The sequence below is a fragment of the Paraburkholderia terricola genome (genome assembly GCF_003330825.1).
Taxonomy (GTDB): Bacteria; Pseudomonadota; Gammaproteobacteria; order Burkholderiales; family Burkholderiaceae; genus Paraburkholderia; species Paraburkholderia terricola.
On the sequence record NZ_CP024942.1, the window covers coordinates 2,859,162 to 2,886,049 of the forward strand.

The 26,888-nt window shown below is 58.8% G+C and carries 24 protein-coding genes and 4 pseudogenes; 13 read left to right on the forward strand and 15 right to left on the reverse strand.

Features of this window, described 5'->3' with window-relative positions:
* Positions 1 to 122 precede the first annotated feature (122 nt).
* On the reverse strand, positions 123 to 1,058 hold the full coding sequence (nac, locus tag CUJ90_RS31395; protein ID WP_073430279.1) for a nitrogen assimilation transcriptional regulator NAC: 936 nt from the start codon (positions 1,056 to 1,058) through the stop codon (positions 123 to 125).
* Positions 1,059 to 1,334: 276 nt separating this feature from the next.
* On the opposite strand from nac, the gene CUJ90_RS31400 reads away from it, so the two are divergent.
* The 4 genes and pseudogenes from CUJ90_RS31400 to CUJ90_RS31420 all read left to right on the forward strand — a co-directional run bounded on the left by CUJ90_RS31400 (position 1,335) and on the right by CUJ90_RS31420 (position 5,957).
* A complete protein-coding gene (locus tag CUJ90_RS31400) occupies positions 1,335 to 2,543 on the forward strand; it encodes an aspartate transaminase (RefSeq protein ID WP_114164573.1) in 1,209 nt (402 codons plus the stop codon).
* Positions 2,544 to 2,666: 123 nt separating this feature from the next.
* Entirely contained in the window at positions 2,667 to 3,779 is a 1,113-nt protein-coding gene (locus CUJ90_RS31405) for a porin (RefSeq protein ID WP_073430277.1), read from the forward strand.
* A 279-nt stretch (positions 3,780 to 4,058) separates the two neighbouring features.
* A pseudogene (locus CUJ90_RS33085) lies at positions 4,059 to 4,810 on the forward strand (NAD(P)(+) transhydrogenase (Re/Si-specific) subunit beta); the annotation flags it as partial.
* Between the two features lie 112 nt (positions 4,811 to 4,922).
* A complete protein-coding gene (locus CUJ90_RS31420; RefSeq protein WP_073430274.1) occupies positions 4,923 to 5,957 on the forward strand; it encodes an L-idonate 5-dehydrogenase in 1,035 nt (344 codons plus the stop codon).
* A gap of 124 nt (positions 5,958 to 6,081) precedes the next feature.
* Here CUJ90_RS31420 and CUJ90_RS31425 read toward each other — a convergent pair whose 3' ends face one another.
* Positions 6,082 to 6,750, reverse strand: a complete 669-nt coding sequence (locus CUJ90_RS31425) for an RraA family protein (protein ID WP_073430273.1) — start codon at positions 6,748 to 6,750, stop codon at positions 6,082 to 6,084.
* A gap of 248 nt (positions 6,751 to 6,998) precedes the next feature.
* Here CUJ90_RS31425 and CUJ90_RS33685 point away from each other — a divergent pair, with 248 nt between their 5' ends.
* The 5 genes and pseudogenes from CUJ90_RS33685 to CUJ90_RS31440 all read left to right on the forward strand — a co-directional run bounded on the left by CUJ90_RS33685 (position 6,999) and on the right by CUJ90_RS31440 (position 11,109).
* Positions 6,999 to 7,127 (forward strand): hypothetical protein, encoded by a 129-nt coding sequence (locus tag CUJ90_RS33685; protein ID WP_268802000.1) that lies wholly within the window; start codon positions 6,999 to 7,001, stop codon positions 7,125 to 7,127.
* Positions 7,103 to 7,288 (forward strand): annotated as a pseudogene (locus CUJ90_RS31430) (hypothetical protein); the annotation flags it as partial. The gene CUJ90_RS33685 and the pseudogene CUJ90_RS31430, both read left to right, overlap by 25 nt.
* Before the next feature lie 19 nt (positions 7,289 to 7,307).
* The gene (locus tag CUJ90_RS32565) at positions 7,308 to 7,571 is read left to right on the forward strand and encodes a hypothetical protein (RefSeq protein ID WP_083085665.1); all 264 of its coding nucleotides are present in this window, start codon (positions 7,308 to 7,310) and stop codon (positions 7,569 to 7,571) included.
* 208 nt (positions 7,572 to 7,779) lie between these two features.
* Positions 7,780 to 8,515 (forward strand): annotated as a pseudogene (locus CUJ90_RS31435) (tyrosine-type recombinase/integrase); the annotation flags it as partial.
* Positions 8,516 to 9,489: 974 nt separating this feature from the next.
* Positions 9,490 to 11,109 (forward strand): tannase/feruloyl esterase family alpha/beta hydrolase, encoded by a 1,620-nt coding sequence (locus CUJ90_RS31440; protein WP_083085662.1) that lies wholly within the window; start codon positions 9,490 to 9,492, stop codon positions 11,107 to 11,109.
* A 165-nt stretch (positions 11,110 to 11,274) separates the two neighbouring features.
* On the opposite strand, the gene CUJ90_RS31445 is transcribed toward CUJ90_RS31440, so the two are convergent.
* Complete coding sequence (locus CUJ90_RS31445; RefSeq protein ID WP_073430270.1) at positions 11,275 to 12,030, reverse strand: SDR family oxidoreductase; 756 nt, start codon at positions 12,028 to 12,030, stop codon at positions 11,275 to 11,277.
* Positions 12,031 to 12,137: 107 nt separating this feature from the next.
* Between CUJ90_RS31445 and CUJ90_RS31450 the strand changes: the two genes are divergently transcribed.
* Positions 12,138 to 12,734, forward strand: coding sequence for a TetR/AcrR family transcriptional regulator (locus CUJ90_RS31450; RefSeq protein WP_073430269.1), 597 nt, complete (start codon positions 12,138 to 12,140; stop codon positions 12,732 to 12,734).
* Here the strand turns inward: CUJ90_RS31450 and CUJ90_RS31455 are convergent.
* Positions 12,728 to 13,102 (reverse strand): winged helix-turn-helix transcriptional regulator, encoded by a 375-nt coding sequence (locus CUJ90_RS31455; RefSeq protein WP_073430268.1) that lies wholly within the window; start codon positions 13,100 to 13,102, stop codon positions 12,728 to 12,730. The two genes, CUJ90_RS31450 and CUJ90_RS31455, sit on opposite strands and share 7 nt — an antisense overlap.
* 97 nt (positions 13,103 to 13,199) lie before the next feature.
* Between CUJ90_RS31455 and CUJ90_RS31460 the strand changes: the two genes are divergently transcribed.
* Complete coding sequence (locus CUJ90_RS31460) at positions 13,200 to 13,961, forward strand: NADPH-dependent F420 reductase (protein WP_073430267.1); 762 nt, start codon at positions 13,200 to 13,202, stop codon at positions 13,959 to 13,961.
* 546 nt (positions 13,962 to 14,507) lie between these two features.
* On the opposite strand, the gene CUJ90_RS31465 is transcribed toward CUJ90_RS31460, so the two are convergent.
* The 3 genes from CUJ90_RS31465 to yiaK form a co-directional block, all read right to left on the reverse strand.
* On the reverse strand, positions 14,508 to 14,852 hold the full coding sequence (locus tag CUJ90_RS31465; RefSeq protein ID WP_073430308.1) for a BON domain-containing protein: 345 nt from the start codon (positions 14,850 to 14,852) through the stop codon (positions 14,508 to 14,510).
* 462 nt (positions 14,853 to 15,314) lie between these two features.
* Entirely contained in the window at positions 15,315 to 16,604 is a 1,290-nt protein-coding gene (locus tag CUJ90_RS31470; RefSeq protein WP_114164574.1) for an MFS transporter, read from the reverse strand.
* A gap of 146 nt (positions 16,605 to 16,750) precedes the next feature.
* Entirely contained in the window at positions 16,751 to 17,791 is a 1,041-nt protein-coding gene (yiaK, locus tag CUJ90_RS31475) for a 3-dehydro-L-gulonate 2-dehydrogenase (RefSeq protein WP_114164575.1), read from the reverse strand.
* A 466-nt stretch (positions 17,792 to 18,257) separates the two neighbouring features.
* Here yiaK and CUJ90_RS31480 point away from each other — a divergent pair.
* A pseudogene (locus tag CUJ90_RS31480) lies at positions 18,258 to 18,404 on the forward strand (NAD(P)(+) transhydrogenase (Re/Si-specific) subunit beta); the annotation flags it as partial.
* A 137-nt stretch (positions 18,405 to 18,541) separates the two neighbouring features.
* Here the strand turns inward: CUJ90_RS31480 and CUJ90_RS31485 are convergent.
* From CUJ90_RS31485 to CUJ90_RS31515, 7 genes are all read right to left on the reverse strand, one after another.
* Positions 18,542 to 19,450 (reverse strand): LysR family transcriptional regulator, encoded by a 909-nt coding sequence (locus tag CUJ90_RS31485; protein WP_114164576.1) that lies wholly within the window; start codon positions 19,448 to 19,450, stop codon positions 18,542 to 18,544.
* A gap of 100 nt (positions 19,451 to 19,550) precedes the next feature.
* Positions 19,551 to 20,543 (reverse strand): inositol 2-dehydrogenase, encoded by a 993-nt coding sequence (gene iolG, locus CUJ90_RS31490; RefSeq protein WP_114164577.1) that lies wholly within the window; start codon positions 20,541 to 20,543, stop codon positions 19,551 to 19,553.
* A gap of 415 nt (positions 20,544 to 20,958) precedes the next feature.
* Positions 20,959 to 21,762 carry an SDR family NAD(P)-dependent oxidoreductase gene (locus CUJ90_RS31495; protein WP_114164578.1) on the reverse strand — a complete coding sequence of 268 codons (804 nt, stop codon included), beginning with the start codon at positions 21,760 to 21,762 and terminating at the stop codon, positions 20,959 to 20,961.
* A gap of 142 nt (positions 21,763 to 21,904) precedes the next feature.
* Positions 21,905 to 22,189 (reverse strand): YciI family protein, encoded by a 285-nt coding sequence (locus CUJ90_RS31500; RefSeq protein ID WP_114164579.1) that lies wholly within the window; start codon positions 22,187 to 22,189, stop codon positions 21,905 to 21,907.
* A 27-nt stretch (positions 22,190 to 22,216) separates the two neighbouring features.
* Complete coding sequence (locus tag CUJ90_RS31505; RefSeq protein WP_114164580.1) at positions 22,217 to 23,293, reverse strand: maleylacetate reductase; 1,077 nt, start codon at positions 23,291 to 23,293, stop codon at positions 22,217 to 22,219.
* The gene (locus CUJ90_RS31510) at positions 23,280 to 23,630 is read right to left on the reverse strand and encodes a Dabb family protein (RefSeq protein ID WP_073430258.1); all 351 of its coding nucleotides are present in this window, start codon (positions 23,628 to 23,630) and stop codon (positions 23,280 to 23,282) included. Before CUJ90_RS31510 ends, CUJ90_RS31505 begins: the two co-directional genes overlap by 14 nt.
* A complete protein-coding gene (locus tag CUJ90_RS31515) occupies positions 23,627 to 24,508 on the reverse strand; it encodes an intradiol ring-cleavage dioxygenase (RefSeq protein ID WP_114164581.1) in 882 nt (293 codons plus the stop codon). Before CUJ90_RS31515 ends, CUJ90_RS31510 begins: the two co-directional genes overlap by 4 nt.
* A 302-nt stretch (positions 24,509 to 24,810) precedes the next feature.
* Here CUJ90_RS31515 and CUJ90_RS31520 point away from each other — a divergent pair, with 302 nt between their 5' ends.
* Positions 24,811 to 25,734 carry a LysR family transcriptional regulator gene (locus tag CUJ90_RS31520; protein WP_114164582.1) on the forward strand — a complete coding sequence of 308 codons (924 nt, stop codon included), beginning with the start codon at positions 24,811 to 24,813 and terminating at the stop codon, positions 25,732 to 25,734.
* Positions 25,735 to 25,896: 162 nt separating this feature from the next.
* Here CUJ90_RS31520 and CUJ90_RS31525 read toward each other — a convergent pair whose 3' ends face one another.
* Positions 25,897 to 26,877: an ABC transporter permease gene (locus tag CUJ90_RS31525; RefSeq protein WP_114164583.1), complete on the reverse strand. Its 981-nt coding sequence runs from the start codon at positions 26,875 to 26,877 to the stop codon at positions 25,897 to 25,899.
* Positions 26,878 to 26,888: the final 11 nt, after the last annotated feature.

The following is a 26,888-nucleotide window of genomic DNA, read 5'->3' on the forward strand; positions in this document are numbered from 1 at the left end:
GCGTGACGGCTAGCCTCGTCGCGCCGGCTCACTGCGAACCGGGGCGATCGACGATGGACTCAATGTATCCGGCGCATAAAAAATGCGCCAAGACGGTTTGGCTTTGTAGCGATAAGGCGCGCTTATGTATCGGCGCTATCGGCACCGGACTCGAAGCGCACGTCGAGCGCAAGGTCGCCGGCCAGTTCCAACAGGATGTCCTTGACGGCCGCGGCGGGCTCGGAAAGCGGCAAGTGGTCGGACAGACACACCGAAAGCGGGATCTTGATGACGGGTGAAACGATCCGGCATTGCACGACGTCGCCCGCCGCGGCCACGACCCGTGCGGTGGAATCTGGCAGGATGGTCGCACCGATCCCCGCGCTCACCGCGGCTGACAAGGTCGACGCGGATTCGATTTCGGCCACGACCTTGGGGATCATCTGCACGCGCGCGAAACCTTCGTCGACGTACTTGCGCAGATAGTTGTACGGACGCGGCAGGAGCAAAGGCACGTCGCGCAACTCCGTCACGGCGATCTGTTCCTGCGTGATCCCCATGCTGCGCGGCGCCACGAGAAACAGTTCCTCGTTCATCAGAAGCTGGAACGACAGGCCGTGGACGGGCTTGTCGCCATACAGCACGGCCATGTCCATACGCCCGTTCATGATCAGCTCGCTCAACGTCGTGCCGAAGTTCTCGTTGATGTAGAGAAGAATGTCCGGATGCCTGGCGCGCACGGTCCGCAACAGCGGCAGCGAGAGCGCCGACGCGCCCGTGCCGGGCGCGAGCCCCACAGAAACCTGGCCTGACAGCGTCTGGCCGGCGCTCTTCACGTCGGCCTGAGCCTGTTCGTACTGGCGCAGGATCAACTGGGCGTGGCGATACAGCGTGGCGCCCGCCTCAGTGGCCGTGACGCCCCGCTTGGTGCGCACGAGCAGCTGTTGCTGGAACTCGTCTTCGAGCGTGATCAACTGCTGGCTCAGCGCCGGCTGGGCGATATGAAGCACTTCGGCGGCCTGCGTCAGGCTGCCGATATCGACGATCTTCACGAAATACTTCAAACGCCGCAGGTTCACGGTAGTCGCGTCTCAACGTTCAGTGATGGCGACAATGATAGGGCAAGCGCCACGCCGCGCACAGTGCCTAAAAAAAACTTCGCTCCCGCTCCTGCAACGCTAAAAGCGTGGCCTGTCAGCGTATTCCCGCATGGCCCCCGATCGGTAAATGCCGGACGCGCACGCGTATCGCCCTGTCATAAGTGGATGTTATTGCGCCAGCGGAAAGACGTCTTGGCTTGAAGTTTTTCGCGCGCTTAAGGTGAGGCGTCATCAAATGCCGTTGAGGAGTCAAGTGTGAGTGCATCGCGAATTGCCGCCCGCGTCCAGCGAATCAAGCCTTCGCCGAGCAGTGCCGCCGCGGACCGGGCCGCGGAACTGCGGCGGCAGGGGAAAACCATCGTCAACCTCGTGGTCGGCGAACCTGATTTCGACACACCCGCGCATATTCGCCAGGCCGCTTTCGACGCGATGGAGCGCGGCGAAACACGCTATACGCAAACCGCGGGCACGCCGGCGCTGCGCGCCGCCATCGCGGCAAAACTGCAACGCGAGAACGGTCTTTCGTACGATCCCAAACACATCATCGTGACGTGCGGCGCCAAACACGCGATTTTCAACGCGCTCGCCATCACCGTTGAAGCACGCGATGAAGTCCTGATTCCCGCGCCCTACTGGGTGTCCTACCCGGACATGGTGCTCGCCTGTGACGGCGTGCCGGTCGTCGTGCCCTGCACCGAGGAAGACAGTTTCAAGCTCACGCCCGCCACCCTCGAAGCGGCGATCACGCCCCGCACGCGCTGGCTGATCATCAATTCGCCGACCAATCCCACCGGCGCAACCTATAGCGTCGCCGAACTGCGCGCATTGGCGGATGTGCTGTTGCGTCACCCGCAGATGCTGGTGATGATGGACGACATCTACGAACACATCCGGTTCGACGGCGAGGCATCACAGCACCTCTTGTCGATTGAACCCGAACTCAGCTCACGTACCCTGGTCGTCAACGGCGTGTCCAAGACCTACGCGATGACCGGCTGGCGCATCGGCTACGCCGCCGGCCCCGCCGACCTGATCGCGGCCATGGACACGCTCCAGTCCCAATCCACCAGCAACGCCAGTTCGATCAGCCAGGCCGCAGCGCTCGCAGCGCTGAACGGCGACCAGACATTCGTGCAGCAATCGGTGCGGACCTATAAGGAACGCCGCGACCACGCACTCGAAGCGCTTAACGCGATTCCCGGCATCAGTTGCAAAACACCGGGCGGCGCGTTCTATCTGTACGTCAATTGCGGCGGCATGATCGGCCGCACCACGCCGCAAGGCAAGCGCATCGAGGGCGACGTAGATGTCGTTCTGTACCTGCTCGAACACGCCGGCGTCGCACTGGTTGCCGGATCGGCCTATGGCGTTTCACCTTTCTTCCGGATGTCGATCGCGACAAGCATCGACAATATCGATGAGGGCTGCAGGAAGATTGCCGCCGCGGTCGCCGCACTGAACTGAGAGTACGGCGATGAAGCGAATATGTCGCGTCGTCGCTTTATAAAAAAGACATGCCGCGCTGAGAGGACGTGGCAGTCGGTTTGGAGTTTTCCATTTTTCGTCAATCTGCAAGGGGATCTACTCGTGAAAAAGCATGCATTAGGCACACTAACTGGACTTGGACTGGCAATTTCTGGGATCGCACACGCGCAGTCGAGCGTCACCCTGTACGGCATCATCGACGAAGCGGTGCGCTACGACACCCATCAGAACAAATCCGGCGGGAAGCTTTTCACGATGGGTAGCGGCGGCGAGATTCAGGGTAGCCGCTGGGGTCTGCAGGGAACCGAGGATCTCGGTGGCGGGTTGGCCGCCATCTTCCAGCTCGAAGGCGGCTTTACACCGAATACCGGCGTGACACAGCAATCTACGCCGTCCGGCACCGCCCGCCTGTTCGGCCGCACCGCGATGGTGGGGCTACGCAGTACCGACTACGGCACGTTGACGATGGGCCGGCAATACACGCTGGTGCATGAAATGGGCTGGACGCACGATATCTATGCGTTCGCCAATTACACCGGCACGGTCGGCTTTCAGGGCGCCGGTCTGACTGGCGGCGGCCGTCTGGACAATTCCGTGCGATATACCTCGCCGGCGCTTGCCGGTTTCACCCTCAAGGGCTCGTATACCTTTGGCGGGGCAGCGGGGAATACTCACCAGAACTCGTCGCCGGCCGTCAGCCTTTCTTACGACCACGGCCCCTTGAGCGTTGGCGCGGCCTATCAGATCGTCAACGACATCGGCGGCCTGACGCCTGCGACCAGCACCTATGGCAGCACGTACTTCGGCGTGACGATCCCGGACAGCTCGCAAAAGATCTTCACCGCGGGCGCAACGTATAAGTTCGGCGCGGCGAAGGTGTTCGGCTCGTATATCTACAGCCACGTCTACCCGGCCGACTATCGCAACGACTCCTTCTCCACGGCGGTCCAGTACTTCATCACGCCGTCACTCGTGCTCGACCTGCCGTTCTACATCGACTTCGTCCATCACGCCGGCCGGAGCGGCACGCGTATCACGACCGGTCCGACGTTCGACTATTTCCTCAGCAAGCGCACCGACGTCTATGTCGGCGTGGACTACAACCACCTCACCGGCGCATGGACGACCCTCGCCGCCGCCTCCGGCTCGAACCAGCCGTTCTATGGCTTCAACTCGCTGTTCGAAGCCACGATCGGTCTGCGTCACAAGTTCTAATTTGCGGTATTGACGGTCTGTTGGGCGTCGCCCGACGCCCAACAGAACGCGCCGAAAGCCAAACAGCATCGAAACGCCCAATCCTGTCCCGATCGTCCATGCACGGTCCCGGCATCAAAAGGCGGGCCTCGATCCGCCAATTCCGTCTATCGATTCCTGGAGGAACACTCATGAGAATCGGCATCCCTGCCGAAAGCCGCGCCGGCGAGACGCGTGTCGCCGGCACACCGGAAAACAGTCAAAAAACTCACCGCGCAGGAGCATACCGTTCAGGTGCAAAGCACTGCAGGCGAGCGTGCCCATTTCCCCGATAGCGGCTACGCACAGGCCGGCGGGACATTGGTCGAATTAGCCGAAGTCCGCGTCGAGATGACCAAGATGCCCGACCTCATTGCAGCCATGCACTCGTTGACCGGTCTTGCCGCCAGTTGTATTGCCTATGCGGTAGTCTCCGAGCCGTCCGCTTTCGGACTGGCGACAACCGGCAGCGAACTGCCTTATGGCAATCGCGTCGAGTTGTTCATCGGCACCTTCATCGGCGCGATTACGTTCTCTGGATCCGTGATCGCGTTCGGCAAGCTGTCCGGCAAGTATAAGTTCCACCTGTTTCAGGGCGCACCCGTCGTCTATCCCGCGCGTGGTGATCGTTCCTGGCTACGGCCTCGCGGTCGCGCGCACAGCATGCGCCGAAGGAATTGACCGATAAGCTTACAAACAAGGGCATCGAGGTGCGTTATGCGATTCATCCAGTGGCCGGCCGGATGCCGGGACATATGAACGTGCTGCTCGCCGAAGCGGAAGTGCCGTACGACCAGGTTTACGAAATGGACGACATCAACGCGGAATTCGGCCAGATGGCCGGCATGCCGATTCTGGAAGCCTATAAGGCGCGCACCGTGATCGTCAACGAACGGTCGATGGCGTCCGGTTACGCCGGTCTCGACAATGATCTGTTCTATATTGACAAAACGATGATGGTGTTCTCGGATGCCAAGAAGGTCATCGAGAATATGACCAAGGCGCTCGAATGAGCATCCATAAGCGTCGACTATCGGCCCAGACAACTTTGATCTTTGTCGGCTAGGCCCTGAGACGCTACCGTATAGCGTGCTGATCCCGCATTCACCGTTATAGGCCCTCACCATGCATGCACTTGTCATTCACGCCCCACTCGATCTGCGCATCGAGGACGTTCCCACGCCTGAACCGAAAGCCAACCAGTTGCTCGTACGGGTTCGGGCCGGCGGTATCTGCGGTTCGGATCTTCACTACTTCAACCATGGCGGTTTCGGCACGATTCGCATCAAGGAGCCCATGGTGCTGGGCCATGAAGTCTCGGGCGCCGTTGCGCGCGTTGGATCCGACGTGACGGATATGCCGGTCGGCACACGGATTTCCATCAGCCCGAGCCGGCCGTGTGGCCTGTGTCAATACTGTCAGCAAGGGCTGCAGAACCACTGCCTGGATATGCGCTACTACGGCAGCGCAATGCGTACGCCGCACGTGCAGGGCGCATTCCGGCAGGAGATCGTAATCGACCGTTCACAGGCGCATGTCGTGGCGGACTCGTTGAGCGATGCCGAAGCTGCAATGGCCGAGCCGCTCTCGGTCGCGCTTCACGCCGTTCGGCGCGCGGGTCCGCTGCTCGGCAAGCGGGTGCTCGTCACAGGATGTGGGCCGATCGGCGCGTTGATCGTGGCGGCCGCGCGCAGAGCCGGTGCGGCGATGATCGTGGCAACTGATGTGAATGCGCTGCCGCTCGACAGCGCGAAAAAGGTGGGCGCCGACCTCGCGTTTAACATCGCGGAGACGCCGGACGCGCTTCAGCAATTCGCCATCGACAAGGGCAGCTTCGACGTTCTGTGCGAAGCGAGCGGCAACGCAGCAGCATTGCGCGGTGCGTTCGACGTGCTCAAACCGCGCGGCGTGATCGTCCAGGTCGGCCTGGGTGGCGACATCTCGTTGCCGATCAACGTGATTGTTGCCAAGGAATTCGATCTGCGCGGCGCATTCCGCTTCCACGAAGAATTCGCCATTGCCGTCGAACTGCTGAACAAGGGATTGATCGACGTGAAGCCCTTGATCTCGGGCATTTTCCCGTATCAGGATTCGGTCAAGGCGTTCCAGACAGCGGCCGATCGCTCAAAATCGATGAAGGTGCTGGTGAGCTTCGATTGATCGCACACGTGTAGCGACGATGGCGCGGCAAGCCGCGTTCGTCGCCATACATAAAAGAAAGCGCCCATAAAAAAGCCGACGTTGCGATGCAGACGTCGGCTCTTTCCTTTTCCCCACGCGGGGCTCAGTTATTACATCGCGCTTCAAGCGCATCGATAAACGCGCGGTTCCAGCGGCCTTCCTTCATCGCCCGCATCGTCTCAGCCTCGGCTTCCAGAACGGCCAGCGCTTTTTCGATGACAAGCTCGGCGGCGTCCTGTGGAATGGCCAGCAAGCCATCCTGATCGCCGACGACGATATCGCCCGGATTGACCACCATTCCGCCGACCGATACCGGCACATTGATTTCACCCGGACCGTCTTTATACGGCCCCCGGTGTGTGACCGCACGGGCGTAAACCGGGAAATCCCGGTCGCGGATTTCCGCGACATCACGGATCGCGCCATCGATGACCAAACCGACAACGCCGATGTTTGCTGCGTAGAACGACAGGATGCCGCCAACCACGGCGTTGTTGAGATCGCCGCCCGCGTCCACGACCAGGACATCACCTGCACGGCAAAACTCCAGCGCGCGCAGGTAAGTGAGGTTATCCCCGCCACGCGAGCGCACCGTGACCGCGGTGCCGGCCATCGTCTTCTTGCCAGGCCGTTGGTACGGGTGCAGGCCCACGCTGCCGACGTTGCGATGCATGTTGTCGCTGAGCGCAGACACGGGGATGTCTCGCAATGCGCTAAGGATCGCTTCGGCAGCCTGAGCCGCCGACGGGTTCTTCCTGATGGCTTTGTACATGGTCGATCTTCGCTTCCGGATGTAAGGGGAGCGGCTCATGCAGATCAGGAACGAGTAGGCACGACACCGCTGCAACACGGCTATAACGGTATATCGTTCCTGCAAATCGCGCCAAGACGGGTTCGTTCTTGCGCAATAGGAAACGCTTATGAAACGCTATTGTCGGAGGAGGTGGCGCCGAGATATGTCTCTGACGGAAGAACAGCCGCGGGGCTTCGGTCCGAAAAGGCGTTTCCAGCGAACGGGCCATGCTCTTCGATAAGGAATTGCAATCGCAGGAGAATATAGGCTCCGTCGGCGACATCATGTATGCATCGATCATGATCTGGACGCGGCGCGACAATGTGTTCCAGCTGGCAAGCGAGTCGGCGTGGTGAGCGCAAGCGCATCGGCGTTCGACAATGCCGCGACCGCGCTCGAAGCCGGCGCGGCGCAAGTCGATCTGTTCGTGCGCCGCGATGCTTTGCCTCGCGTCAACAAGCTGACAGGTATAGCCGGTTCGTCCTTTCTGCCCATCTCGCCCGGCGCCATGCCGGGCAGACCTCACCGGTGACGACGTGACAGCGTCCGGACTGTTGTCGCCCGTCAACTGGCATCCGAGGAAGCCGAAGGGCGTCAGCGGCATCGGACCAGGTTTTGGCGAAGGAATCAAGCTGCCGGTGCTGGCGAAGTTGATGTTCGCTGAGCGGTTTCTATCTAGTCTGTTCGATCAGATTGCTACTGTTGCGGTGACAGATTCGAAGGAGCACTGCGCGGATCTGGCGATGTTGGAAAAGGTCGACACGCCCGAGAGCTCCAAATCACCCGCAAAGACCAAATAGGCGGATGCGACTGAGGCCAATAGTGGCGTGGTGCAGGCCAAATCAGAAAGCGCGTTACTCGCGGAATGGAAGTCGTCAGACGCCATCCTTGCTTGGGCTCGGGTGCTGCCTCCCGTGGCGGACATCGATCTACGGCCGTAGGCATAAGACTGTGTACATGACTAGTAACAAGCAAGAAGTGATGGAAGTATTGAGGGGGCCGCAGCGTCAGCGGCGCTGGTTGATGGACGAGAAACTGGCATGGTGCGGGAGAGCTTCGAGGCAGGAAAAGCCGCGTATCACACGCTATCTGTCGCCCGAGCGGTGGCTTGAGGTCAAAACCTGGATTCAGGCGGTGCCGAAAGAAACGGACCGCGAGCGCGAGCATTACTCGCGCACGTGTTGGCTATTCGCCCTGCTCTATCTGGGTGGCTTACGGATCACTGAAGTGGGTGAAAACACGATGGGCCGATTCTTCCGCCGCCGGGTCGTAAACGGCGAAGATCTCTGGTGGCTGGACGTGCTGGGCAAAGGCGGCAAGGGAGCCGCTGGCGCCAGCCACCTTGGAGATGATGGCGGACCTCTCGACATACCGTCGCGAACGGGGACTACCGGCACTTCCATCTCAGGACGAAGACACGCCCCTGTTACTGCCGATCGGGCAGTCGCTCAAACCGTTGACGCGCGCCGCACTGCACCGCATCGTCAAGCAGGTTTTCGGCGGCACAGCCGACGCACTGCGTGCCCGTGGCGAAACGCATGCGCCACGAGCCGATCAACTGGAGCAGGCGTCAGCGCATTAGCTGAGGCACAGCGCAGGGTCGCATATCGCGGGCCAACAGGTCGACTTGCGGCTCGTGCGTGACAATCTCGGCCATGCGTCGCTCACGACCACCGGTCAGTATCTTCACATGGACGGCGATCGTCGTCATCGTGAAACCGATGAAAAGCACCGCATTAACTAGTAGGCCAGACGGCTGAAGTTCGGCATTTGCCGACGTTCGTTGTTACCTGGATTGCGGATGAATGTCCGCTTGCGGCCTGTTCCGCGTCAGGCAACAACCGGCCAATTCCGGACGGTCGACGTTCGTGCTGAATCGGCGACAATCCGCTGTCCCGGTGCGGGCAGCGACATAGAGCATGAAACTGTTGCGTGTCGACAATAACATCGTCAACTAGCAGTCCCGCCGGGATCCAACGTCACCGCTGCTTGTGAGGCAAGGGTTATAAGGACGTGAACAATTGTGTCAGTTCGGGGGACGTTGCGCGCCACCCGCCCGAGCGTCAGCGTCGGACGAGTGAACGGTGCCGCCCGTCGAGCACAGGTCGGCCATGACGCGTCCCGCCCCTCAACCAGCGCTTCGCAAAGTTTTACCCGCGCTCGTTGGTCGAATTACCGAATGCCAATGGTTCGTGTTCCCTTTTCAGGGGAAAGGTCGCCCTGAGGCCAGCGACCTGGTCTGCTACCCACCTCGACAATCAGAGCCCGCTACTTTTTCCTGATCGTGCGGCTGGCCCAATCCAATCTTGAGTGCCGGTCACCGCCTACTTAACCATCCCTTCCTAACGCTCCAACTCCGACGGCATCCCGTCGACCCATCTTCCTCAATCGACGGAGTTAACCCTGAGTTAGTCAATAGCGAACTCATTTGCTATTGACAATTTCTCGCAGCGCAGCGACCATGGACTTCCCAACGCGAATTGCGTGGAGGCTCGCCGGTCCAGCACCGTCGTCTGGCCGCCTTTCTCGAAAGGTCGCACCACCCCCTTCTATTGTTCATCGGTGTTGGCGTGAGTCGTCGAACTGCGGATCTGAATAATGTTCACCTAAAGAAGGAATAAACAGCTGGTTTATAGATAGGACGCCTAACTAGGTGGCTATGGTAATAGCGAACGACAGCGCAGCCATGCTTCGAATCACAACTAGACGGAGACAGATATGCGACCGCAAACGATAGGTAACCAGCTGAAGGGCATTGCCCTTGCGATCGGAACCACCATCGTTCTATTTCACTTGAGCGGCTGCGGCGGTAGCGGCAGCTCCATACAAGCGACAACGCCGCCACCTGCTGGATCGGGCGGAGCCACCGTTGCCGAATTGACCACTAAGTGCGAGTCTCTGAGAGGACAAATGATTGCCGGCGTAACGGTGACTGCAACCAGTCGGGTGGGGCCGATCTCAGGCGTTAGCACTGCAGGGATTTGCAAGGTTTCTGGTACGAGAGCGCCATTCCTCGACATTGAGGTTGACGTGCCCGACAACTGGTCGGGGAGGTATTTTCAGAATGGCGGTGGCGGTTTCGACGGAACGATCTACACCGCGTACACGTTTGACACGTCCAATACCATTACCGCGATTAATCCAACCATCACAAAGTACGGTGCCGTCTACGCTGCTTCGAATGGTGGAAATCGGGCTGCAGTGGCGGCCGAGGCCGCACCGGCCGTTTGGCTGACTGGAACAACACAGGCTCAGGCCTCGATCACCGACTACGCATATCTGTCGATCGGGACAACAACATCGTTCGCGAAAGCCGTGATTAACGCGTTCTACGGAAAAGCGCCAACGAAGTCGTACTTTAACGGGTGCTCAAACGGTGGCCGCGAAGGCTATATTGCGGCGCAACGGTGGCCGGATCAATTTGACGGTATCGTGGCGGGATGCGAAACCGAAGACATGGCCGGACAAACAGCGAAATGGCTTCAGATCGGTGGGACGGCTGGTACCGCTGCGGCGCTGACAAACGCCCAATACACAGCTTCCTATCAGGCTGCGGTAGCAGCATGCGACTCTTCAGACGGGCTTGCCGACGGCTATCTGACGAATGCAGCAGCTTGCCACTTCAGTCCGGCGCTACTGCAATGTGGGTTGTCTACTGCCAACCCGAATCCCGCCCTCTGCCTGTCTTCGACACAGGTGACCACGTTGCAGAAGTATTCGTCGCCAATGGCGCTCTCCGACGGTACCGTCATCTATAGCGGATTCAACTGGTCAGACTACTCAGCGTTTGGAGGGGCCTTCGGGTCGCTTGGTGGTGTCTATGCGTTCCTGGCGACAGGCGATCAGTCGTGGCTCACACCCGCGAGGCAGGCAACCTTTAACCCCGACACCGATTACGGCATTATCGGCCTGGGCCTGAAGCAAATCGGCATCGACAACGACGTGCAATCGATCGCACAGTTCGTTGCTTCCGGGAAGAAGCTGATCTCATGGCACGACATTGGCGATAACCTGCTGTCGCCAAACGAGCACGCGAGAAATGACGCGAGGACGACTGCAATCGCTCGAACGATGGGATTGTCCGATCCGACGACTAATACCAGGCTTTTCCTGGTACCTTCGAACACGCATGGCGCAGGGCAAGACGTCACGCAGATCGATTGGCCGGGTGCAATTATCAAGTGGGTAGAACAGGGCGAGGCGCCCACGCAACTGACTTACACTTTCCGAACGAGCGCAACTGCTTCACGCAGTCTGCCTGTCTGCCTTTATCCCAAGGCACCGCATTACAATGGCAGCGGCGATATAACTTCCACGACTAACTACACTTGCACATGACTTAACGCTTCAATAAGGATAACTAGCAAGAACAGTTGCGCAAACATGGAAGGCCCGCGATCAGGGGCCTTCTTCTCGTCTTTGTCGGCGCATTGGGTAGTCGACGCGAAGAGCATCATGTGAGAGAAACGCCGACAATGCATTCGATCGACATTGACGACGCTCTCAATCCGAGGCCTTCCATGCGGAAAGCATCTCAAGGGAGTTGTCGTAGTTGCCGGTAGCCTGGGCAGTGCGGAAAAATTTGGCGCGTTCTACGATGATTTCCTTCGGCGTGGGCTCTGCATGCAAAAGGGCGAGCGTCTCGTCAAGGAAGTCTTCCAGGGGCATGGCCTGTTCGTCACTTTCCTGACCGAACAACGTGGTGCGCACGCCAGGAGGCGCCAACTCGATCACGCGCACGGGAGTGCTGGCGAGTTGGACGCGCAAGCCTTCGGTAAACGCATGAACGGCCGCCTTGGTGGCGCTGTAGGTCATGGCGATAGGGAACGGAACAAACGCCAATGACGAACTGACATTAATGATGACGCCATCGTTTTTCCGGACAAGTTGCGGCAAGAACGCATAGGTCATGCGAATGGTGCCCAGAAGATTGATCGCGATCGACTCTTCCGCACGCCTCAGCGAGTCCGGCTCCAGAACATTTTCGCTCAACATGATGCCGGCATTGTTGATGACGACATTCAAGTCGGGGTAACGCGCGGCTGCCAGTTCGCTCGCCTGGACGATGGACTTGGCGTCGGCCACGTCGAGTTCGATGGCCTCGATACCCGGGTGATCGGTGGTGATCTGCTCAAGCAGCGCCTTGCGTCGGCCTGCGACGATAACCTTGTTGCCCGCCTCATGAAAACGCACCGCCAGACCGAGCCCTATGCCCGAAGTCGATCCTGTGATGAGGATTGTATTGCCCGAAGCCTTCATGTGTTTCTCCAGAGTGATAAATCGATACAATGTCAAACGGACAGGTGTCCGCTAAGGCGTAGGGTACCGGACAATTGTCCGTTTGGCAAAATACTTCGGGGGGACAAATGGCACAGCCACAAAAGACGGATCGCCCTGCACGCGCTGACGCGCTACAAAATCGCGAGCGCATCCTGGCGGTTGCACTGGCGGAATTGACCGTTTCCGCACATGTGCCACTGAGCACGATCGCCAGGAAGGCGGGCGTCGGGCAAGGGACTTTTTATCGTCATTTCCCGACGCGGGAGACATTGGTGATGGAGGTTTATCGCTACGAGATGTGGCAGGTCGCAAACTTCGCAGAGCACCTGCTCCAGACGCGCCCGCCTGACCAGGCATTGCGGGAGTGGATGAAGCGCCTTGCCGAATATGCGATGACCAAGGCTGGCCTGGCCAACGCAATGCGAGAGGTGTCGTTCATGCGGGACTGTTCGGGAAAGGCGGGCTATGCCCCTGTAGTCGCTGCCGCCCAATTGCTGCTAGATGCAAATGAGAAAGCTGGAACCATCCGGGCTGGCGTCACCACTGACGACTTCTTCCTGGCAAGTGCTGGCATCTGGCAGATCGATTTCAATGACGAGTGGCAGCCGCGACTTGCCTGGCTCATAGACTTCGTGATGGCGGGACTACGCGCGGGCGCGCCGACACGGCCTGTTTCTCAGTAGCCGTTACCTGCGGAACGTTTGCGCCTCATCTCGGCCCACTCGATTAACGCTTGCATCGACGGCCCGAGCGCATATCCCATATCGCAAAGTTCATACTCTACCTTCGGCGGCACTTGTGGATACACCGTTCGCCGCAGGATGCCGTCTTTCTCCAGCTGCTTGAGCTGCTGAATCAGCATTTTCTGGTTGATGCCGTCAATCAGCTTCTCCAGATCGGAGAATCGCAGCGGGCCTTTTGCGGCAAACAGCTGGCAAATGATGACGATCTTCCACTTGCCCTCCAGAACCCGGAGGGCCTCTGTCGTCGCCTCGGCCCATTCAAGCCGCTTTTTGGGATCTTCGCAGTTCCATTCACGCTCTTGAGACACAAACACCTCGGTATGCTACTTACTTTTTAGTCGGTACTTACCATTACCACATAAGCCAGCTAAAGTGGGTGCTGGATGCGACATTGAGGATACAGCTATGAAAATCGGGATCGTCGGAACAGGAAACATTGGCGCTTCCCTGGCCCGGAAGTTAAGCGCGGCAGGCCATGAAGTCCGCGTCGCGAACTCTCGTGGCGTGGATGGTGTTCGAGAGTTCGCCGACGAGATCGGCGCGCAAGCCGTGGATGTTCGCGGCGCGGTCGATGGCGCGGAAGTCATCATCGTTTCGATTCCGCTGCCCGCCATACAGGCGCTTCCTGCAGATTTGTTTGGTTCTGTAGCGGCTGACGCGATCGTCGTCGACACTGGCAACTACTATCCGGACATGCGCGACCCGCACATTCCAGAAATCGACGAAGGAATGCCCGAAAGCGTCTGGGTATCCAGACAGATCGGGCGCCCTGTCATCAAGGCATTCAACAACGTGCTGGCCTACACGCTCGCAGAGTTGGGCCAGCCGGAGGAGACGCCTGGCCGCCTCGCCGTCGCTGTGGCGGGGGATGACCTGCGCTCCAAGGTAATCGTGATGGAGCTTGTGAATCAGATGGGCTTCGATCCGGTCGATGCCGGCTTGCTCGCGGAATCCTGGCGCCAGCAGCCATCAACCCCCACGTATTGCTGCGACTACGATGCGGATGCCACGCGCAAGGCGCTGGCTGCGGCGGCTCCTGGGATTGCGCCCAGGATACGCGACCGGTTGCCGGAGGTTTTCGCCAGCCTCGGCCCCAGTCCCACCCACGCCGATATTGTCGCTGCAAACCGTGCAACCAACATCGTTGTAGGCAAACAGGCGTCCTGAGCGGGCTAGTTGTCATAGAGCACAATATTGGCGAAGGGCCGCGGAAACACGGCGAGCAAAAAGATCGCCGGCGTGCATGTCGCGAATGGCCACGTTTGCAGCCCGTAGACGGCTTATGTGTTCGCTGCTGAACGCCCACGCATCCCTGAAATCGAGCATGGCGCGATCAAGACGATCGATAGGTGCAGCATTGTAGCCAGATGGATAAGTGCTTTGGTTTGCATGAATCGGCGTCACGCGACGAACGACGGGATCTCATCGTAACGATAACGCAAGGTACTTGGGCGCCCGAGCGGAATGGCCGCTTTCGGGAATATCGAGGGACCGTTACGGGTCGTTCACGGTCGGCCCGGAAACCGGTGACCGTCATGGAGCGCAGGGGAATGGTCATCAAAACGCAGATGCACTATGCCATTGGCGGAACCGCCCTCGCGCAGCACACGCATTGCTGTCTCGCGCCAGGATCCTGTCGCTTGTGAGACAGCCCTCGTTTTGGCGCCCTCTCCTGCGTTACTTGGTTCGTCATCTGTTTTCGGCGAAGGCGCGTCATTGCGGCCTGAGGTGCAGATCGTTGCTCACGGATCGCACCCCCGGCACGCCGCGCGTCACGGCAAGCGCTTTCTGGATCTGTACCTCCGAATCCACGTATCCCGACAACTGCACAACGCCCCGATACGTCGCGACGCTCATCGGCAACGCTCTCAACCCCGGTTCCGCGACGAGCGCCCGGTGCACCCTGATGGCAAGCGCAGCGTCGTCAGTGGCGATCTCCCGCGGCGCGGTCGCGGACGGCGTCGCCGTCGACTTACAGCCGATGGTGAAAACGAACGCGGGCAACGCGAGCGCCGCGACGATCAGCAACCGGCTTTTGATGTATGGCGCGTTTCGCATGTCGGTCATGACATTAAATTGGTGCATCAGGCAGGGACCGCGCCATGAAGGGGATCTAAACGCACAACGCATAGCGGGCACTTTCCGTCGATATACAACGTCAACGAAGTGGTTTTCATGGCCTCTTCCCTCTGCGGATGATTCCGTTGTTTCTGCCAGAAAGGAAAGTAGATCGGTGCGAATCCGCCGTCAAACGTTATTTCTCTCTAAAGCGTCAACCGCGGTGCAATCCGCGTAGCGGAGCACATCGACGCATAAATTGGGAGCGTGGTATACGAGCGCGCCAACGACGTCACTTTTCTAGCGGCAAGTCCATTCGACGCACTTCTGCTCGGAAGAATTGGCCAGGGTGGACGATATCAGCCCACACCGGCCATCCGAGACCAAAGAGAATGAACGGCCGAACGTCGCATTGTTCAAGTAGGCGATAGAGACGGGCAGATACTCTCTATCGCCGCGTGGTCACGCTGTCTTAGCCGGACAAACCAGATAAAAGAGCATCCCACACAGCAATAGGAAGGCTGAAAGGATATACATACCCACCTGAATGCCAGAATAACCGATGATCAATGACCCCAATACGCCGGACAAACTACCACAGGAATTGATCAGCGCAAGCCCCGCTGCGGCCGCCGAACCAGACAGGACTCGACCGGGCAACGTCCAGTAGATCGGCATCAAGGAAAGAATCCCAGATGCGGCCATCGTCAGCATCGCAAGTGAGAACCAGAACTGATCATGAAAGAGGGTTGCCAGAAAAAGACCGGTGGAAGCCAGTAAAACAGGAACCATTCCATGCACGCGCATCCGACCAGACCTTTCAGCTTTCTTGGCGTTGAAAAACATGCAGAATGCAGCGGCGCCGAAAGGAATGGCGGTGTAGAGCCCAACGTGAAAGCTGTTATCGATGCCGGAGTTCCTGAAAAGTGTCGGCATCCAGAAAGTCAAGCCGTAAAATCCGGTGTTGAATAAAACCATGACTACAATCAGCGCATAGACTTTGCCGGATTTAAACGCATCCGCAACGCGATGCGACTTGTGCGCGGCCTCGCGGGCAACGTTGGTCTCGATGATTCTCTTTTCACTGTCGGTGAGCCACTTGACTTCGCTCGGTTTATTCCTGAGCAGCAGTAGAATGACCACGCCGAGAACAACCGAAGGCAGACCTTCAAGGATAAACAGCCACTGCCATCCCTTGATTCCCACCACGCCGTTCATGGATTCAAGAATCGCCCCTGAGATCGGTGCACCAAGCACAACTGCGATCGGCAACGCCATCAGGAACAGTGAATACATCCCGCTTTGACGCTTCGAAGGCAGCCACGTATTCGTGTAATACATCACACCGGGAACAAATCCAGCCTCGCAGACGCCCAACAAGAAGCGAAGCGAATAAAAGACCGGTTCACTCCTGGAAAATATCATCAACATGGACACGATTCCCCACGTGATCATGATCCGTGCGATCCACGCTCGCGCGCCGACCTTTTGCAAAACGAGGTTGCTGGGGATTTCGAACAGCATGTACCCCCAGAAGAAAACGCTGGCGCCGACAGCAAAAGACGCATTGGTCAAACCAAAATCAGCCGCCATCTGAAGTTTGGCAAAACTGATATTTACTCTATCGAGGTACGACAGAATAAATCCGATAAAAAACAACGGTACAATCCGGAGGATGACCTTCTTATAAAGGGCATCCTCCTCTTCAATACTTATGCTCGAACTCATGTCGAGGGTGAGATCTGCTTTCATGGTTGTCTCCTCCGATGAAAACAACGGATATAGCGGCGCGGCAGTGGTCGAATTAATCAACTGGTATGGGCGTCAGGAGAAATGACCGCGGCGTACGACCAAAGAATCACCGCAGTATATTTGTGCGGGCCACGGGCCATCGGTATTCACGAGTCCGTGGACGTTCCTACCTTTGCCGCCGCCAGAGCCAACACCTCAGACCAAACGGTGTCATCCACGACGATTCCGTTTTCGCGTTGCTCGTTTCGCGTCCTGAGGGCGCTTTGTCCCGGGTAGAGCACCTCTCGGCTATCCTCAGCCAGTTCCGAGCTATTGACGTAGTCCGCAACGCTATCTGCGACCTGGTTCGTAAAAGCTTCGCCTCCAAGCTTTCGCGGATCGATCAGAATGAAAATCTGCGAGCAGCCTGTGCAGCTACCCTCTTGAATCTTGTCGATTTCGTTTGTTGCCAAACCCTCGGAGAGGACCGCAGCAAGCACATCGAGGATGATCGCGAAGCCGGAGCCCTTCCAATACCCCATCGGCAGGATTCGCATCGAAGCCTCGATCGGACCGGGTTTGACCGTGAGGTTGCCATGGCTGTCGAAACCCGCCGGGAAAGACATGTCTTTTCCCTTGAGTCGGGTGACTTGGAGCTTGCCGTAGGAGTACTGGGACATTGCCATGTCGAGGACAATATTTCCCTTAGCTCGCGGCACGGCCATCACGAAGGGGTTATTCCCAACCCGCGTATCCTTGCCTCCCCAGGCGGGCATGCAAGACTCGGTGTTCGTCCAGCTAATCGCGATGTAGCCGCGATCCGCCGCTCGCCAACCGTAGGCGCCACCCCGCATCCAATGCGTCGTGTTCCGCAGCGCGACGATTCCCACCCCCTGCTGCTCCGCAATCTCCATCGCACGGTCGGTGGCAAAAAGTGCGTTCAGAACCCCAGGCCCACGGTTGCCATCGTAGACCTCAATCGCGCTCAGACTTTTAACCAGCGAGGGCTTCCCTTCGAGATTGATCCACCCCTTGTTCACGTAGTCCACAAATCGAGCGACACGATTGACGCCATGAGAGTTGACTCCATCACAGGTCGACTCGGTATGGATGCGAGCACACGTCTGTGCGTCCTGCTCATTCATACCGGCGTTCAGAAACGCTGACGTGATCACCTTCTGCATCTCCGCCAAAGGAATGCGGCTCATATTGCTTGTCTCCAGTGTTGCTCGGTGCAACTTGCATTCGAACGTAGGTAGGCGCGCAACGACGCTAGACGTCCGCGGGAGCGGTCCAACGGGATCTCCGCACAAATGGCGCACCGCGTCCGGTCACCCGTTCGAGCTACCATACCAGAATGGTGAATCGCGGCAAGGGTTTTGTGTGGCCTGCGTACGGGGTCGTTCGACGGCGTCCCTCTGTCAGTCACAGAAGTTGCAGCCGCCCTACCGCCCCGCACTCCGCATGGCGCTTAGGGTTGCCGACCGGCGTCAGATCGAAAAACTGCGGCTGATCTCACGAAAAGTCCTCTCGCGGTTGTTCTCGAATTCGGGAAAGTCCTTACGTCGAGACAACGGCGGACAAGCTCAAAACCCCTTGCACAAACAGCTTTTACAGAGAGGAATCCCAGTTTCGATTATTGTCAGGCTTGTATGGTAAGGATGCGTATGATGGGCAGCCGGCTCGTACATTGCAGCGAAAGTCGAGATGACGAAGATGCGCGAACTCGTCGCTGCTATGCACTGGCTGATCGGTCTCGCTGCGGTCGCCATTGCGTATGCGGTCGTCGCCGAGCCTTCGGCGTTCGGGCTCGCGCCTCCGCGCGTCACGCAGACGGCCCGCTTGGGCAGTGCGGCAAATGAGCGGCGAGAATGAAATAGCTGCTGCGCGCAGGAAAGACGGCAACCGGCTTCGCCAAGACGCTGCAAATCACTTGCGTATGCAGCGGGTAAGCACGCTCAGGCGAATCGGCCTTGCTCACCAAGCTCCACGAGCGTATCAACGACGTGCCGTACTTTTGGTCGCAAATGCGCCACCTTCGGCCAGACAGCATGCACGTCGATGAGTTCGTTTGAGATGTCATCGAGCACGGAGCGAAGCGCCCCTGTCTCCAGGTGCGGCCTCAACAATGACATCGGCATTTGGCAGAGCCCTAAGCCAGCAAGAGCCGCCTCGACGATGGAGTCGCCATCACTTATCTGATGAGTTCCTGGAGGTGAGAAGCGCTTCGCTTCACCGCCGATGCGTACTCGCCACGACAAAGGCTGTCCACGTCTATAGCCGACGATACACGAATGTCTATCGACGTCTTCAAGCTGGCCAGGTGTGCCTCGCTGCTCGAGATATTCGGGCGACGCCGCAATCGCCATCCTTTGCCTGGTAAGGCGACGTGCGACGAGGCCGCTTGAGCTTTGAAGTTCTCCGAAGCGGACTACAAGGTCGACGCCTTCCTCAATTGGATCGATGAGATGGTCCGAAAACGTCATCGTGAGCTGCAGGTCGGGATGCTTCCGCGCGATGTCCAGCAAGATTGGAACGAGTATGCGGCGCCCAAACGCTGCTGGCATGTCGATGCGAAGCCGACCGACCGGACGATGGAGTTCCGGCCCGAGCGCGGTTTCTGCCGTGGAAATTTCGTCGAGGGCGGAGGCGCACGCGGCGAAGTAGGCTTCGCCATCGGCTGTGAGGGAAATGCTCCGGGTAGTGCGATGGAAGAGTTGAGCGCCCAGGCGCTCCTCCAGCTTCGCAATCGCCTTTCCAACAGCGGACTTTGTCAGACCGAGCTGCTCGGCGGCGTCCGTGAAACTGCGTGACCGTGCCGCCGTGACGAAGATAACAATGCCACTAAAGCTGTCGACCTGCGCCATATCCACCCCTATTGAAGAGTTTGACTCTTCATATAGGGCGGTGAGCTTTCCATTGTCAACCCGGCATGACCCATAGACCGCGCAATGCGGCGGGGATTGTTCAGATTCTCACCGCGCAGCCCGAATTCGCTGCCTCGATGGCAGCGTTCGCGATGCGCAGCGCGCGGATACCGTCCCTGGGCGTTGCCGGCATCGGACCGTTCTGTCCGAGAGCCATCAGGAAATGGTCGAGTTCGACCCTGTAAGAGTCCGCATGTCGCTCAAGGAAGAAATTGAGGAGCGGCTCGCGGGCCTCCGTCCTTTCGCTCGTCCAACGGCGCAGGCTGGATGGGCGATGGTTTTCATTCAAAACCATTCCCTTTGAACCGAAGACTTCAAGACGTTGGTCGAAGCCGTACACAGCCTGACGCGAACCGTTTATATGACACTGCTTGCCCGACCCCGTACGAAGTAACACCATCACGCTGTCATAGTCCGGGAGCTCTTCCAGGCCGGGGTCGACCAGTCGATTGCCCATCGCCATCACCTCGACCGGGTCCTCGCCGAGCAGCCAGCGAGCCGTGTCGAAATCGTGGATGGTCATGTCACGGAAAATGCCGCCGCTGTGCCGAAGATATTCGCGCGGTGCAAGCCCTGGATCGCGGCTGGTGATGATGACCTGGCGGACGTCACCGACTTCACCTTCATCGATAGCCTGCTTCAGGCGCATCGCGTCGGGGTCAAATCGACGATTGAATGCCAGCATCACGCGGCCATTGAGGCGCTCGATTTCCTCGACAGCCGCCAGAGCGCGGTCAATATCGAGGTCGATGGGCTTCTCGCAGAGCACGGGCTTACCCAGCCGGACCGCTTGCAATGTCAGGTCAATGTGGGTGTCGGTCGGTGTTCCGACAATAATGGCATCGACGTCCTCGCGGTCAACCACTGACTTGCAATCGAGCGACGCATCGCAGCCGAGGTCAGCGGCGAGCGCCTCGACGGCCTCTTTGTACGGGTCTGCAACGACGACGAGCTTCACCCGGCGGTCTGCTGCGACATTAGCAGCGTGGATTTTTCCGATGCGGCCAGCGCCGAGAACGGCAATTCGTAGCATTTGAGTCTCCAGTCATTCGTCGACGCATCGAGGTGCGCCGACTGTTCAATGTTGCTTACAGAAGCCTAGGACGTCCGTCGTCGGCCTGTACTTACTCTTGTCTCTACCGGCGCCTGTGCCTCAAACCAACGATCGTTCGGGCCAGCCCCAGCACCGTCGGAGAGCTGTCGGCTAAGACGCAGGATGTCATCGAGGCCAAAGTCCTGGACGTCGGGAAGCCGGTCGCCGCGCGCTGCGGCCACAGCTATCGCAATGCGTAATCCATTCAAGCGCTCGCGCATCAACAATTCCAGTGCTTCGACGAGAAACGCTCGCTCTCTTGGCGACACGTTAGAAGCGAGGAAGCGGTCATAAGCCGACATGCGCTGGTCCTCTGGACAATGTCTCTGTGAAATCCGTTCGCGACCCGGCCCGCTCAAATGAGGCTGCGGATACTGCCACCATCGACACCCCACACCGCCGACGTGACGAACGACGCGAGGTCTGAAGCCATGAATACGATCACATTGGCTACTTCATCAGGCTGCCCCAGTCGGTTGAGCGGCAGGTGGCGCAATGACAGTTCGTGCTCGACAGCGTCCTTGGGCGCCATACCATGGAACTTTCCCATCGTGTCAGCGAAGCCGCCTTCTTTCGTCCAGAACGGCGTCCAGACCGGTCCCGGTGCAACGGCGTTCACGCGGATCTTTGGCGCCTCGGCCCGGGCAAGGCCTTTCGTTAAGGCAAGCACCGCGGCCTTCGATGCGGAATAGTCAATCGGGACAGGCTCAGGCTGCCGCGCCAGGTCCGACGCGTTGTTGATGATGACCGCCTTCTCACGGTTTCGGAGCACGGGCAGCAGGTAGCGACATGTCCGCACGTAACTCATGAAGTTGAGATTCATCGTGAAATCCCAGTCCTCGTCCGAGAGCTCGTCGAACGTGCGGACCTTACCGGCGCCGACGTTGTTCACCAGCACGTCGACCTGGCCGTTGTATGACTTCAGGGCTGCATCGACACCGCTTTTCACCCCTTCGGCCGTGGACAGGTCCGCCTGTGCAATCGACACTTTCACGCCGAGCGCTCTGAGTTCCAACTCGGCTTCGTTCAACGCGCTAATGTCGATGTCGATGAGGCAAAGCCGCGCGCCTTCGCGTGCAAAACCCAGTGCTGTGGCCCGTCCGATGCCTTGCGCACCGCCCGTGATGAGCACGATCTTCCCGTCCAGTCCTGTCCGCATGATGTCTCCACTCAGATGTTATGTTCGGTGCGAACTCCAGAAATTGAGAGCTTCGCCATCCGGTTTGCCCTCTTCGAGGACGAACGCTTCCCGCTCCTGGCATACCGCGAGGAGCGCCTTGACCCAAAATAAAGCAATCGTGTTAGCGGTTGTCTACCCGCTTGATGAATGGCCTGATATCGACCGACGCCCAGATTCCTGCCTTGTTGAACGGGTCCGTATCGACAAACTTCCGGATCTCTTCGATGCCATCGGCTTCGTAGAGAAAGAAACTTCCAATCATCGTTTGCCCGTCCGATTTCGTCAGCGGACCGGAAATCAGTGTCTTCACCGGCGCGGTCTGCAGGTACGCTTTGTGGGCGTCATAGATTTCAAGGCGACGCTCGACCATGTTCGAATGGTCGAGGCAATAGACGGTGAAATGCATTGTTGTCTCCCTGCTTCGGTGCGTGGGTCAGGCCGAGGCCGCACGGGGTGCGACGCCGTCAAAAGCATTCTGCAAAAGCTTGAGAAGCGCGTCGTGCTGAATCGGACGCGGATTCCAATAGGGGTTTGAGCTGGCAATGTCCGCGGCCTTCGATACATCCTCAGGCGACATGCCGATGTCTTTGAGCGCCAGCGGTGCACCGCAGCGCTTCGCGAGTTCATAGACACCGATGGCGGCGTCCTCCGAACCCAGCGCACGTGCAATCCGTTCCATCGCTTCCGGTGCAGCATGCCGGTTGTAGGCGAGCGCGTGTGGCAGGACGATAGTGTGCGTCTGCGCGTGAGGAAGATTAAAGCTTCCGCCGAGCGTGTGACACAACTTGTGATGAAGGGCCATGCCAACGCTGCCTAACACCGTTCCGCAGAGCCAGGCGCCATATTGAGCGTCGGCACGAGCCTCAACGTCGTGCGGGTCGGCGACGATCGCGGGCAAGGCACGCGCGAAAGCGGCGATGCCTTCTTCCGCCATCAGACTGGTCACGGGGTTTGCATCGCGCGAATACAACGCTTCCGCCGCATGGGCGATCGCGTTGATCCCACTGGTGACCGATAGCGCGATCGGGAGTGACATGGTCAGGTCGGCATCGTAAATCACGATCTTCGGTAGAACCCGCGGGTCTGTACCGGTCTTCTTCAAGCCGGCGTCGGTGATGCCGTAGATGGGTGTCATCTCACTGCCGGCGTACGTTGTCGGCACGGCAATAATCGGAAGGCCCGACGCCAGCGCGATGGCCTTGCCCAGGCCAATCGTCGAGCCGCCACCAACAGCAATCGCACAGTCTGCGTCCAGTTCGCGAGCCAGCGCACGAGCTTCCTTCGCCAACTCGAGCGGCACATGCATGACCGCCCGGTCGAATACTCCTGCGGCACGTGCACCGAGGCGGGTCGCCACGGCTTCGCCCGTTTCCTTCTGTTCGGGGCTGCACAGAATGAGAGCCCGCTCCGACTTCAACTCGAGCATTTCCCGCTCAAGGTGCTGCAGGCTACCGGGGCCAAACACGACTCGCCCGGCCCGCGCCTGATATACAAACTCACGCTTTTGCATGAAGAAACTCCGCTTTAGGCTCGGCGCTCACACCAGCGTCTGCCAGGTAATCAACCTGGAATCGCGCGGTGCGCAGATCCCCGAGCTCGTTGCGCACGCGCAGGTGTTCCGGATGCGACGCGTACGCCTCCAAGGCTTCCTGCGAGTCGAATTCGGTGACAAGAACCGCGTCGCATGCGTAGTCGACCCGGCTATGGTCGAGTCCGACTTCAAGGTGACTCATTCCCGGAATCCGGCCCCGCAATCCTTCGAAGCCCGTTTTCACTCGGTTGGAAGCGGCCAGACGCTCGGCCGGCGTGTCGCCCCGAACACGCCACATGACGATATGCCGAATCATGCATGTACCTCCGACGGGTTGAGCACGAAGTCATATTCAAGCGAGTACCACGGGACAGAGATGTCTCGGCCATCGGGTGCGACGCCCGGTTCGTGTCGCTTCCACTCCGAGATGAGCGACGAGCGCACACCGAATACAACGTCCGAATCGAGGTACTGGTCGCCGTCCCGGAACACGTGAGTGATGAGTGTCTGGTAACCGGGCGCTTCAATCATGAAATGCAGATGCGCGGGACGCCACGGATGACGGCCGACCGCCGAGAGCATGCGGCCCACGGGCCCATCATGGGGAATGGGATACGCCTCAGCCAGAATAGAGCGGAAGTTGAAGAATCCTTCGGCGTCCGTTCTCAATCGGCCTCGCGCGCTATGGACCACGTTGCCAGCTTCATCCTGGTTCTGCACGTCATAGAAGCCGTCTTCGTCCGATTGCCAAACATCGAGCTGCGCGTTTCCGACGGCTTCGCCGCCTGCACCACGCACCTGGCCGCTTACATAGCAAGGCGCGCCTTTGGCTCCGTTCGAGATGTCGTCGCCGTTACTGTAGAACGGAGCGCCCTCGACGTAGAAAGGCCCGAAAACCGTCGCTTCCGTGCAGTTCGCGGGTTTGCGATTGTTCTGGGACGTGACCAGCATCGAGAGCCCCAGCGTATCGGACAGAAGGATGAACTCCTGTCGCTTGTCGTCAGTGATATGACCGACTTCCGTCAGAAACTTGACTGCCTTGAACCACTCGTCCTCGGTAAGGTGGACATCGCGGGCAAAGGCGTGGAGATGCTGAACCAGGCTCGTCATCACCGTCCTCAGTCTCGGGTTCCCGCAGTTCGCGAATGAGGCAATGACGGCTTGTGTGATGGTGTCTTCGTTGATGTTGCGCATCGTGCGTGTCTCCGTTGTGCGCTCAGGCGTCTCAGAACGAAAGGTAAAGGGTCGCTTGGGTAAATAAAATGCCCAGAAGTGAAATGACATTTCCTCCTGAAGGAAAAATACGTTCGCATGCGTGGGAGAGCGCGAACTACCGAACACCAGGCCCTCCCGTTTTGCGTCGAATTGTAGAATTTTCCTCTACAAATCGAGGACTTCCGGTCGGTTTATCAATCGCCTCGCCTCCGGCATATTTGGCCTCGCCGAATTGGAAGAATCGCACCTGATTCTTCCAGTAGAACTCGAAGAGGGTGACGATGGACCGCTGGTCGCAACTGCAGCTATTTGTGCTGACCGCTGACTTGGGTAGCCTGTCGAAGGCCGCCGAACAACTGGACATGTCAAATGCCGCAGCAAGTCGAACGCTCAGCTCTCTCGAAGAGCGTCTCGGTGCGAGGCTCATAGAACGAACTACGCGGCGCATGTGGCTTACTGACGCCGGCCGCGAGTACCACCGCCGATGCACGGCTGTGATTTCCGAGTTGGCCGAAGCTGACTCGATTGCTTCTGAGGAGGCGCTCAGTCCAAGAGGCGTGCTCCGGGTGACCAGTTCTGTTTCTTTCGCGATGATGCACATTGCGCCGGCGCTTCCTGAGTTTGTCACGTGCTACCCCAATCTCTCGGTTCAGATTGTCGCGGCGAATCAATACCAGAACTTCATCGAGGCTGGGATAGATATCGCCATACGTACGAAAGAGCATGAAGGAGATTCGGGCATCACGATTCGACGTCTGGCCGAGACGAGACGAGTGATGGCAGCATCGCCAGCCTATCTCGCGGCCCACGGACGTCCTGAGAATCCAGAGGAGCTCCAGCAGCACAACATGCTTGTCTACAATCTCGCCGTCGACCCCTATCTGCTTCATCTGCGTCGAGGAAAGGAAGAACGCAATATCCCGATTGAGAGCGCTCTGGACTCAAACGAAGGTCAGGTCATCGTCGCCGCAGGGCGAGCAGGTTTGGGCATCGTCGTTCAGCCTCTCTACATCATTCACGATGACATCGTGTCCGGGCGTCTTATCCCAGTGCTTGGGGACTGGCAGTTGCCACGGCTGACCATCAACCTGGCTTACCAAAGCCGGCGATATCAGCCCGCGAAAATTCGAGTGTTCACCGAGTTCCTGATTGAGCGCGTGAAGAGCCTCAAACTTGAGGAGCGCTGGATGACCTTTGCAACCTAGCTTCATCCGCGCTGTGGATTACGGTATGCCATCGGGACTCGCAGGTGGGACGTTCTTCCTTCAGGCAACAGTCAGTGCGGCCATGGTCTATCCGGGCTCAAGATGACGAAATACTGACGCGCTCTTCAGGAGCACGTCGGATTGCGCCAATGCGAGCAAAAGTCAGACGGGCGCGGATGCCTTTCTGCGAGCGAACCGTTCTAGCGGCGAGGCCAATACCGCACCCAGACGCCCGTCAAGCAAAACCACGATGAGCAGCAACAGCCCATTCACGAGAAGAATCTGTGTGGACGTGGCACTCAACAAACCCAGGCCGTTATTCAGGATGGTGAGAATGAGAACGCCCATCGCGACACCGAGTGGTGAACCGATACCGCCGCCCAGCGCAATACCGCCGACGATGGCCGCTGAGGCCGCCTGGAGCAGGATGTTGCTGCCCATCGTCGCGGAGGCGGTCGCGAGGCTAAGCGAGAGCAGACCCCCACCCAGCGCCGACAACCCACCGGAGATGACAAAACCAACCGTCAGTGCTTTGCCGACCCGTGCACCACTCTGAATCGCCGCCTTTCGATGGCCACCTGAAGCGTAGATGTCGCGACCGAGCGTAGTGAAGCGCAGGAACAACGAGATCACGACGAAACAGGCGATTGTAATGAAGCTTCGAGGCGAGAAAATGCCTGCCACGTTATGGTCGAGAAAGTCGCTGATGTCCAGATTGCCGTAGCTCAGGACGCGCCCCCCTGCGAGCCAGTACCCTACGCCGGTCAGAAACATCATCGACCCAACGGTGGTCACCAGCGAGGAAACGCCGAGCCGTGGCAACAAGGCTGCGTTTGCAACGCCCACCACCACCCCGAAGACAACCGCGTACAGAATGCCGAGCAAAGCACTATCGCCGCCGAATTTCACAGTGATGAGCCCGGCCACCGTCGAGATTGCCGCTACGCTCAGGTCGAATTCGCCAGCAACCATCGTGACCGAAAGCCCGAGTGCGATGATTCCAAGGAACGCAAACGCCTGGAAAATCGCGTAGAGGTTGGCCTGCGAAAAGTAGTGATTGACGCTGAGGCCGAAGATAACCGGCATGCCAACAAGCAGGACGATCCGAATCGCCAGATTGAGAAGTCGTTGAGATTGATGCATTTCCGAGTCTC